General features: G+C 68.1%; 12 protein-coding genes. 11 read left to right on the forward strand and 1 reads right to left on the reverse strand.

The features are described from left to right. The 5 genes from O0J73_RS19870 to O0J73_RS19890 form a co-directional block, all read left to right on the forward strand. The coding region (locus O0J73_RS19870; RefSeq protein ID WP_308309450.1) for a kinase/pyrophosphorylase at positions 1–507 on the forward strand (507 nt) is incomplete at its 5' end. Positions 508–655: 148 nt separating this feature from the next. Further along, the gene (locus tag O0J73_RS19875; protein ID WP_006452035.1) at positions 656–1165 is read left to right on the forward strand and encodes a DUF1249 domain-containing protein; all 510 of its coding nucleotides are present in this window, start codon (positions 656–658) and stop codon (positions 1163–1165) included. Between the two features lie 42 nt (positions 1166–1207). Then, on the forward strand, positions 1208–1696 hold the full coding sequence (locus O0J73_RS19880; protein WP_006452034.1) for an 8-oxo-dGTP diphosphatase: 489 nt from the start codon (positions 1208–1210) through the stop codon (positions 1694–1696). Between the two features lie 143 nt (positions 1697–1839). After that, positions 1840–2469 (forward strand): DUF2239 family protein, encoded by a 630-nt coding sequence (locus O0J73_RS19885; protein ID WP_197565024.1) that lies wholly within the window; start codon positions 1840–1842, stop codon positions 2467–2469. A 120-nt stretch (positions 2470–2589) separates the two neighbouring features. Beyond that, a complete protein-coding gene (locus tag O0J73_RS19890; RefSeq protein ID WP_308309453.1) occupies positions 2590–3954 on the forward strand; it encodes an MATE family efflux transporter in 1365 nt (454 codons plus the stop codon). 27 nt (positions 3955–3981) lie between these two features. Here the strand turns inward: O0J73_RS19890 and O0J73_RS19895 are convergent, their stop codons facing one another. Continuing rightward, entirely contained in the window at positions 3982–4632 is a 651-nt protein-coding gene (locus O0J73_RS19895; protein WP_308309454.1) for a class I SAM-dependent methyltransferase, read from the reverse strand. 345 nt (positions 4633–4977) lie between these two features. On the opposite strand from O0J73_RS19895, the gene O0J73_RS19900 reads away from it, so the two are divergent. From O0J73_RS19900 to O0J73_RS19925, 6 genes are all read left to right on the forward strand, one after another. Beyond that, positions 4978–5592: a phosphatidylcholine/phosphatidylserine synthase gene (locus tag O0J73_RS19900; protein ID WP_006452013.1), complete on the forward strand. Its 615-nt coding sequence runs from the start codon at positions 4978–4980 to the stop codon at positions 5590–5592. A gap of 22 nt (positions 5593–5614) precedes the next feature. Further along, entirely contained in the window at positions 5615–6709 is a 1095-nt protein-coding gene (phaE, locus tag O0J73_RS19905; protein ID WP_308309455.1) for a class III poly(R)-hydroxyalkanoic acid synthase subunit PhaE, read from the forward strand. Beyond that, entirely contained in the window at positions 6706–7773 is a 1068-nt protein-coding gene (phaC, locus tag O0J73_RS19910) for a class III poly(R)-hydroxyalkanoic acid synthase subunit PhaC (RefSeq protein ID WP_308309456.1), read from the forward strand. The genes phaE and phaC overlap by 4 nt, the downstream gene beginning before the upstream one ends. Positions 7774–7806: 33 nt before the next feature. Next, entirely contained in the window at positions 7807–8175 is a 369-nt protein-coding gene (locus tag O0J73_RS19915) for a YfeK family protein (protein WP_006452008.1), read from the forward strand. A gap of 66 nt (positions 8176–8241) precedes the next feature. Further along, on the forward strand, positions 8242–8445 hold the full coding sequence (locus O0J73_RS19920; RefSeq protein WP_006452007.1) for a PspC domain-containing protein: 204 nt from the start codon (positions 8242–8244) through the stop codon (positions 8443–8445). After that, positions 8442–8894, forward strand: a complete 453-nt coding sequence (locus O0J73_RS19925; RefSeq protein WP_006452006.1) for a hypothetical protein — start codon at positions 8442–8444, stop codon at positions 8892–8894. Before O0J73_RS19920 ends, O0J73_RS19925 begins: the two co-directional genes overlap by 4 nt. Positions 8895–8970: the final 76 nt, after the last annotated feature.

An 8970-nucleotide genomic window follows, 5' to 3' on the forward strand; every position in this document is an offset into this window, starting at 1 on the left:
TGGCGGCTGAACCGGGTCGGCCAGGCCCACGGCATGGTCGATTTCGACACCTACCACCGCCGCATCAACGCGATGAACTTCGCCCTGACCCATGACGACGGCATCGCGGTGAACTACGACGATGCCGACGTGATCCTGGTGGCGGTGTCGCGCGCCGGCAAGACGCCCACCTGCATCTACCTGGCCCTGCATTACGGCGTGCGCGCGGCCAACTACCCGCTGACCGATGAAGACCTGGAAAGCGACCGCCTGCCGCCGCGACTGCGCAACTACCGGCGCAAGCTGTTCGGGTTGACCATCGACCCGGACCGCCTGCAGCAGATCCGCCAGGAACGGCGCCCGAATTCGCGCTACGCCAACCTGGATACCTGCAAGCGCGAGGTCGCCGCGGCCGAAGTGATGTTCCAGATGGAGCGCATTCCGACCCTGAGCACCACCCACACATCGATCGAGGAGATTTCCAGCAAGGTGCTGGCCACGCTGGGGCTGCAGCGCGAACTGTATTGATTCTGGTCTGGTAGAGCCGGCCGCTGCCCGGCGGGTCGATGAACCCTCGGCCGCGACGGCGGGCTGCCGGCCAGCGGCCGGCACTATCCAAGGGTTGGCTTGGCCGTGTGCGCCCCCACGTTGAAGCACCAACGTGTAGGATCGACCCATGGCCCGAGCCTTGCCCCGCACCGAACGCATTCCCCGCCTGAGCCGGCTGAGCTGGCTCATGGGCCTGTACGCGGAAAACTACCGCCACCTGGTGCGCCTGTTCGCCCCGGCCGAGCTGGTTGCGGGCAGCTACATCTCTTCGGTGGGTGATGGCCTGGACGTGCGCCTGGACGTGATCGAATGCCACCGCTACACGGTGGAACTGCGCCTGACCTACGACCTGGCCGACCCGGTCACCGGCGAGCCCGATCCGTCGGCCTATGTGCGCCTGTACCGCGACGCGCGCCAGGCCGAGACCACCCACTGCTACGTCGGCCGCCGCTGGCAGGACACGATGGGCCTGTATCCGCCGCCGGCAGAGCTGATCAGCCACCGCATGCGGATGAACACCTTCCTCGGCAAGTGGCTGGAATACCTGGCCGAGCGCGGCCATGGCGTCGCCACCCTGCGTCGCGATCCCGACGGCACCCCCACGCCGGCCGAGCGCCGTCTGTCGCTGGTGCGCTGATCGGCCATAATCCGGGGCTGACCTGCCGCTGGATGCTGCCCCATGCCGTACACCCCGATCGTCGCCACCCTGGGCTACGTGCTTTCGCCGGATCGTCGCCAGGTGCTGATGATCCACCGCAATACCCGCCCGGGAGACCACCACCTGGGCAAGTACAACGGGCTGGGCGGCAAGATCGAAGCGGACGAGGACGTGGCCGCCAGCATGCGCCGCGAGATCCAGGAGGAGGCCGGCATCGACTGCACCGGCATGCGCCTGCGCGGCACCATCAGCTGGCCCGGCTTCGGCAAGCACGGCGAGGATTGGCTCGGCTTCGTGTTCGTCATCGATGGCTTCGAAGGCACTCCGCACGGTGGCAACCACGAAGGCACGCTGGAGTGGGTGGACCTGGACAAGCTGGACACGCTGCCCATGTGGGAGGGCGACCGCCATTTCCTGCCGCTGGTGTTCGATGCCGACCCGCGCCCGTTCCACGGCGTGATGCCGTACAAGGACGGCCGCATGGTGAGGTGGTCCTTCAGCCGGCTGTGACCCGGCGAATCGGGTGGGTGCCAACCTTTCGGGCGGGTGCCAACCTTCGTTGGCACGCTCTTCCGGCCAATTAATACCCGGGCAATATTGACAGTCGCAAATTACCCGGGCAATATTTGCGCATCGCCTCCGATGCCCTTGCCATGCCTGCGTCTCGACTTCCTCCGTTCAGCTGTTTCGACGGCCATCGCCTGGTGGCGTCCGGTACCCCGGAAGTCGCCGCGTTGGCGCTGAAACAGCTGCGCGCCGACAACGCCACCGGTCCGCTGCTGGTGTTCGACAACGCCACCGGCCGCACCCGCGATTTCGATACGCGCGGCACGGATGCGCAGCTGCTGGCGCGGGTGGCCGAGGCGTTCCCGCCGGCCGTGGAAGCGGATCCGGAAACCCCGTTCGACGATACGCCTGCAACCCCACGCGGCCGCGGTCGACCCAAGCTGGGCGTGGTTGCCCGCGAAGTGACACTGCTGCCGCGCCATTGGGCGTGGCTTGCCGAACAGCCGGGTGGGGCATCGGTGGTGCTGCGCAGACTGGTGGAATCGGCCAGCCGAGCTGGCGCGGACAGGGACCGGCAGCGTCGGGACAGCGAGCGTGCCTATCACTTCCTGCAGACCATCGGCGGCGACCTGCCGGGCTTCGAGAACGCCATCCGCCTCCTGTTCGCGCATGACCGCGCGGGTCTGCAAGCGGCGTTGAACGCGTGGCCCGAGGACGTGCGTACGCACGCCCTGCGCCTGGCGTTCGATGACCCCGCCGGCACTGCCGACGGCTGAAACACCCCGCGCTCGCTGAGCGACCGCTTCACCTGATCACGGGCCACGGCCCGTTCCCTTCGTGCGCGCTCTTTGCTGGCTGAAACGCCCGGCAGGGCAGCGCCTTGCCCAGAGACTCCGATGAACCCTCCTGCATCTCCTGCTGCACCGGTTGCGCAGCCGCTGTGGCGCACCTATCTGGCCCTGCTGCTTCCGATGCTGCTGACCAATGCGCTGCAGCTGGCCGCAGGCACACTGGACAACATCTATCTGGGGCACCTGCTTGGCACCCAGGCCGTGGCCGCCGCCGCCGCATTCTTCCCGGCCTTCTTCCTGCTGCTGGCGCTGGTGATGGGCCTGGCGACCGGTGCGATGGTGCTGATCGGCCAGGCCTGGGGCGCCGGTCGGCCACAACAGGCGCGAGCGGTGGCAGGCAGCGCGGTGGCGCTGGTGCTGTCGTTGTCGGTGCTGGTGATGGCGGCGGGCGGCCTCTTCGCGCCGCAGCTGCTGGCAGCACTGGGTACGCCGGCACCGATCCTGGGCGAGGCCATCGCCTATGCACGCGTGCTGCTGCTGGGGGCGCCGGCCTTCTTCCTGCTGTGGCTGGCGACCGCCGTAAGCCGTGCGGTGGGCGATGCGAAGACGCCGTTGCATGCACTGCTGCTGGCCACAACAGTGGGCCTGTTGTGCACGCCGCTGCTGATCCTGGGTTGGGCCGGCCTGCCGCGGCTGGGGGCGGCCAGTGCGGCGGTCTCGGCGGTGTTCGCTTCGCTGCTGGCCCTGGTCTGGTTGCTGTGGTGCTGGCATCGTCTGGCGCACCCGCTGGCACCGGGCCATGATCTGCTGCGCGCCATCCGCTTCGATGGGGGGCTGATCCGCTCGATGCTGCGCATCGGCGTACCGTCCTCGCTGCAGATGCTCAGCCTGGCCATTGCCGAGATCGTGTTGCTGGGCTGGATCAACCGCTATGGCTACACGGCCACGGCGGCCTACGGCGCGGTCAACCAGTTGATGAGCTGGGTGCAGTTGCCAGCCATGTCGCTGGGCATCACCGCCACCATCCTTGCGGCCCACGCGATGGGCGCGGGGCGTGCGGCGCGGTTGCCGGCCATCGCCCGCACCGGCGTGCTGCTGGGGCTGACGTTGCTGGCGGCGGTGGTGATGCTGGCGATGGCATTGGCGCCCTGGCTGAGCGGCCTGATCCTGGCGGCGCCGGAGGTGCGCGAGCTGGCCACCCTGCAGCTGCGTACGGTGGTCTGGGGCGTGCTGGCAATGGGGGTTGCCGGGGTGCTGGTGGGGGTGATGCGCGGCAGCGGCACCGTACTGCTGCCGGCGCTGCTGGGCATGTCGGCGGTGCTGCTGATCGAGCTGCCGTTGGCGATGTGGTTGCAGGCGCGGCATGGGCTGGCCGGGCTGTGGTGGGCGTGGCCGCTGGGGTTGCTGGCGATGCTGGTGATGCAGTTGGCTTGCTTCTTCCGCTGGCGCCGCCGGCTGCAGACTCGGTAGTGCCGGCCGGCTGCCGGCTCTACCACGTCAGCGCCGCTGCGCCAGCAGCAGATGGAAGTGCTTTTCGCGGGCCTGGCCATCGTTGCCGGGCGCGGTTTCGCGGTGGCTGCGCCAGGCAGAAACGCCGAACCCGGCGACACGCAGCGCCAGCTCCACTGCATCCAGCTCGTGCAGCTGGAAATCGGCGGTGAACGGCAGGCTGCGCATGAAGGCGGCATCGCCGAAGGCCAGGCATAGCCGGCCCCCCCGGCGCACGACCCGCGCCAGTTCGTCCAGCACCGGCGCCAGGTCTGGCCAGAAGTACAGGGTGTTGACGGCCAGTGCCGCGTCCATCGCGGCATCGGCGATCGGCAGGGCATGGGCGTCGCCATGGCGCATCCCGCCCCGCTCGGCCAGCCCGGCGGCGGCGAGTTGCCGGTTGCCGGCCTCGACCATGGCGGTGGACAGCTCGATGCCCAGGTAGCGGCTGTCGCTGGCCTGCAGAAGCAGCGGGGCAAACGCAGCGTTGCCGGGGCCGATCTCCAGCACCCGTTCGCCAGACGTTACCGCCAGCAGACCGATCGCAGCGCGGTTGAGCGCACCGTTGCTGCGGTTCATCGATTTGGCCACCGCCTGCGCGGCGTCGCCATGGGGCTGCCGCAGCTGTGCGGCCAGGGTGGAAGCATCCAGCATCATCATCGTCCGTCGCGGAAATCTGGACGTGGCGGCGGCGGGGTCCGCCGACGACCATAGCGCTGCCTTCGCAGCTTGGGAAGTAGGGGAACCCCGCTTCAGGGTGATGAGGAAATGTCCAGCGTCGCAGTCAGTGAGATCTGGTTGTCCACAGGGGGTGTGGATTACGCGTGGGCAACTTTGTGGATAAGCGGCGACAGGCGCCACCCCCCTAGGCTGTCAAGATGGGTGGCGAAAAATTCACCGCAAGTGAGGACAGGTGAGGGAGCGGTGAAGGACCGGCGCGGCCAGTGCTGTCGCCAGCGGCGGCGCTCGCGGTAACCTGTGGGCCTTGATGCTCCGTGAGACCCCATGAAACGTCACTTCTCGATGCTGCGCGAATTCCAGCTGGCCGACTGGTTCACCCTGGCCAATGCTTTCTGCGGCACCGGTGCGGTGTTCGCCGCAATGCGCTTCCTGCAGGACGGCGAGCGCGGCTACCTGATGTTCGGCATGGCACTGATCCCGCTGGCCTTCATTTTCGACGCGCTGGACGGGCGCATCGCGCGCTGGCGCAAATCAAGCTCCACCCTGGGCCGCGAGCTGGATTCGCTGTCCGACGTGATCTCCTTCGGTGTGGCGCCCGCCGCACTGGCCTATGCCTGCGGCATGCAGGGCGGGTGGGACTGGCTGGTGCTGAGCTACTTCGTCTGCTGCGGCGTCAGCCGCCTGGCGCGCTACAACGTCACTGCCGAGGCAATGACGGGCGATGAGGGCAAAGTGACGTATTTCGAGGGCACCCCGATCCCGACCAGCCTGGTACTGGTGATCGTGCTGGCGATCGCGGCAGGCACCGGCGCCATCGGCCAGGAAATCTGGTTCGGCCAATGGCAGATCGGCCCGTGGCAGCTGCACCCGATGGTGCTGCTGTTCGCCCTGTCCGGGTCGCTGATGATCAGCAAGACCCTGCGTATTCCCAAGCCATGACCCAGCCCTGCGGAGGCCTGCGATGACCAGCTCGGCCCACGATGCCGGCAGCAGCGATTTCGAAGCCCTGGCCAGGCAGTACTTCGGCGCCTGGGGAGATGCCCTGCGCCACGCGGCGACGCCTGGCGCCCCGGCTGGCGACGGCCCGGGCAGCTGGCAGCGGCTGTTCGACGGGTGGGGCCAACTGCTGCCCGAACAGGGGCCGGGCGCGCCGGAAGACGCGGTGCGCCGGTTCCGCGAACAGGCCGGCAGCTGGTACGGCACCATGCAGGACGTGGCCGCGCGATTCGCCGGCCGCGACGCCAGCAGCGCCGACGTGGCCCAGGCCTGGCGCGAGGCGGTGCAGGGGCAGGGCGATGGCATGCTGCAATGGATGCTGCAGGGCGCTCGTGGCAGCACCCACGCCGGCGCCGCCGTGCCCGAATTCGCCGCCTGGCTGCAGCAGTTCCAGCTGCAGGCGGGCCCGTGGCTGCAGGGCCCTGCGTTTGGTCCGGGCCGTGAGCACCAGGCGCGCTGGCAGGCGCTGCTGCGCGCGCAGGAGGAATACCAGCAGCATTCGCGCGCCTACGTCGAGCAGATCAAGCAGGCGCTGGACGAGGCCTTCGCGTTGTTCGAGCAGCGCCTGGCCCAGCACGAGCAGCCCGGCAGCCAATTGACCAGCGCCCGCGCGATGTTCGACCTGTGGATCGAAGTAGCCGAAGAGGCCTACGCCAAGGTCGCCCTGTCCGAGCCGTTCCAGCAGGTGTATGCCTCGCTGGGCAACGCACAGATGCGCCTGCGCGCCGGCCTGCAGCGCGAGGTGGAACAGATGAGTGAGCGTATCGGCCTGCCGACCCGCAGCGAGATGGACGCCGCGCACCGCCGCATCGCCGAGCTGGAGCGCAGCCTGCGTCGGCTGCAGGCGCAGGTGGCGGTGCTGGCGGGTACCGCCACCGTGGATCCCGTGGCGCAGCCGGCCCCGGCGAAAGTGAAGCCGGCCGCGCGCAAGGCTGCGAAGAAGGCCGCACCTGCCAACAAGGCAGCCCTCAGCAAGGCGCCTGCAAAGAAAGTGCCCGCAACGAAGGCGCCTGCGAAGAAGGCCGCCGCCCGCACCTCGTCACGGACGCGTGACCGATGAAGGGACCGCTGGGCTTCAACGCCGACGACCTGATGCAGGAAACCCTGGCCATGCAGCGCAAGCTGCTGGAAGGGCTTACGCTGCTGCCGCAGGTGGAGGACGTGGATTATGGCGTGACCGCCCGCGAGGAAGTCTGGCGCGACGGCAAGGTGGTGCTGTACCGCTTCGTCGGCGAACAGGCGCCGACCCGGCGCACGCCGTTGCTGATCGTCTACGCGCTGGTCAACCGGCCGTACATGGTCGATCTGCAGGCTGATCGCTCACTGGTGCAGAAGCTGCTGGCGCTGGGCCAGGACGTGTACGTGCTGGACTGGGGCTACCCGGACCGCTCCGAGCGCTTCCAGACCCTGGAGGATTATCTACTGCGCTATATCGATGGCGCGGTGGACGTGCTGCGCCAGCGCAGTGGTGGACCGGTCGACCTGCTCGGCATCTGCCAGGGCGGCGTGTTCGCGCTGTGCTACGCCGCGCTGCGCCGGCACAAGCTGGGCAAGCTGATCACCATGGTCACCCCGGTCGATTTCCAGACCGCCGACAACATGCTCTCGCACTGGGCGCGGCAGGTGGACGTAGACCTGCTGGTCGACACGCTGGGCAACATCCCCGCCGATCTGATGAATGCCAGCTACCTGATGCTCAAGCCGTTCCGCCTGAACGTGCAGAAGTACGTGGGCCTGCTCGACATCCTCGATGACAAGGCCGCGCTGGAGGATTTCCTGCGCATGGAAAAGTGGATCTTCGACTCACCGGATCTGGCAGGCGAAGCGTTCCGTGACTTCATCAAGCAGTTCTACCAGGGCAATGGATTGGTGAACGGCACGGTGCGGATCGGCGAGGAGGCGGTGGATCTGTCGCAGGTGACCCTGCCGGTGCTGAACATCTACGCCGAGCAGGACCATCTGGTGCCGCCGGATGCGTCGCGCGCGATGCGCGGGCGTCTGGGCACCGGGGACTACACCGAGTCCAGTTTCCGCGGCGGCCATATCGGCATTTACGTGTCCGGTCGCGCACAGCGCGAAGTGCCGGCCACCATTGATGGCTGGCTGAAGGCACGCGACCTGTAGAGTCGAGCTTGCTCGACTGCCCTTGGGGGGATGATGACGTACCGGATTTCGATGATCCTTGCCGCACTGCTGGCGGCACCCCTGGCCCACGCCGCCCCCGGCCCGCAGGCGCAACACGAGATTGCCCAGCTGATCGCCAGCCTCGACGGTTCGCAGTGCCGGTTCCAGCGCAATGGCAGCTGGTACGACGGCAGCGATGCGCGCGCGCACCTGCAGCGCAAGTACGACTACCTGCTGAAGAAGGACGTGGTCGACAGCGCCGAGCAGTTCATCGAGCGCGCGGCCAGCCAGAGCAGCATGAGCGGCAAGCCCTATCGCATCCAATGTCCCGGGCAGCCTGAACAGATGGCTGCGGCCTGGTTCGGCGCTCGCCTGCAGGCCCTGCGCCAACGCACGCCGTAGACATGGCCGGGGTGTAGAGTCGAGCCGCGCTCGACTGCGCTTTCTGGTTCCCGAGGAGATGCCACCATGAACACCACGCCACGCACGCTGTCGCGTTCGTTGAACGACCGCATGATTGCCGGCGTGATGGGTGGCATTGCCCATCGCTTCGGCTGGAATGCCACCCTGGTACGGATCGTGTTCGTGCTGGTCTCGATCGGCTCGGCGGCCTTCCCCGGCATCCTGGTCTACCTGATCCTGTGGCTGCTGATCCCGAACGAGGCCGATTGAACGCCACCTCCCGGCCTTGGCCACTCTGGCTGCGCGCGCTGCAGGTGCTGGGCGCCGTATGGACGCTGCCCAATACGCTGATCGGCCTGATCGGTGGCCTGGCGGGCCTGCTGGGTGGGGCGACGCTGCGCTGGAGCGCCCGCGACTGTGCGCTCATCTTTGATCACTGGCCGTGGGGGCCGGGCGGGGCGATCACGCTGGGCAATGTGATCCTGCATACCGGGCACGACCTGGGCATGTCCTGCCGCACTTATGCGCATCAGGCCGGGTGGGGCGTGGAGCCGCTGATCCGGCTGGACGACCACGAGCGCGCACACGTCTACCAGTATCTGGTGCTGGGGCCGCTGTACCTGCCGGTGTACCTGCTGTGCGGCGGGGTGAGCGCGCGCAATCCGTTCGAGCGCGCGGCGGATCATTACGCCCGGTTCGGGCATGGCTGGTGGCCGTAGGTTTCCAGCCAACGGCGCAGCCCCTCGTGGCTTGGTCGCTGAATCCCTGCTTCCTGGGGGCTGGCCGGGTGGGTGG

It is taken from the genome of Stenotrophomonas sp. Sm6012, assembly GCF_030985895.1.
GTDB lineage: Bacteria > Pseudomonadota > Gammaproteobacteria > Xanthomonadales > Xanthomonadaceae > Stenotrophomonas > Stenotrophomonas forensis.

Excerpts from the sequence above, each read along its gene's own strand:
- O0J73_RS19900 (WP_006452013.1), top strand. The coding sequence starts at position 4,978 with ATGAAACGTCACTTCTCGATGCTGCGCGAATTCCAGCTGGCCGACTGG.
- O0J73_RS19895 (WP_308309454.1), bottom strand. The coding sequence starts at position 4,632 with ATGATGATGCTGGATGCTTCCACCCTGGCCGCACAGCTGCGGCAGCCC.
- phaC (WP_308309456.1), top strand. The coding sequence starts at position 6,706 with ATGAAGGGACCGCTGGGCTTCAACGCCGACGACCTGATGCAGGAAACC.
- O0J73_RS19875 (WP_006452035.1), top strand. The coding sequence starts at position 656 with ATGGCCCGAGCCTTGCCCCGCACCGAACGCATTCCCCGCCTGAGCCGG.
- O0J73_RS19885 (WP_197565024.1), top strand. The coding sequence starts at position 1,840 with ATGCCTGCGTCTCGACTTCCTCCGTTCAGCTGTTTCGACGGCCATCGC.
- O0J73_RS19915 (WP_006452008.1), top strand. The coding sequence starts at position 7,807 with ATGACGTACCGGATTTCGATGATCCTTGCCGCACTGCTGGCGGCACCC.
- O0J73_RS19880 (WP_006452034.1), top strand. The coding sequence starts at position 1,208 with ATGCCGTACACCCCGATCGTCGCCACCCTGGGCTACGTGCTTTCGCCG.
- O0J73_RS19890 (WP_308309453.1), top strand. The coding sequence starts at position 2,590 with ATGAACCCTCCTGCATCTCCTGCTGCACCGGTTGCGCAGCCGCTGTGG.
- O0J73_RS19920 (WP_006452007.1), top strand. The coding sequence starts at position 8,242 with ATGAACACCACGCCACGCACGCTGTCGCGTTCGTTGAACGACCGCATG.
- phaE (WP_308309455.1), top strand. The coding sequence starts at position 5,615 with ATGACCAGCTCGGCCCACGATGCCGGCAGCAGCGATTTCGAAGCCCTG.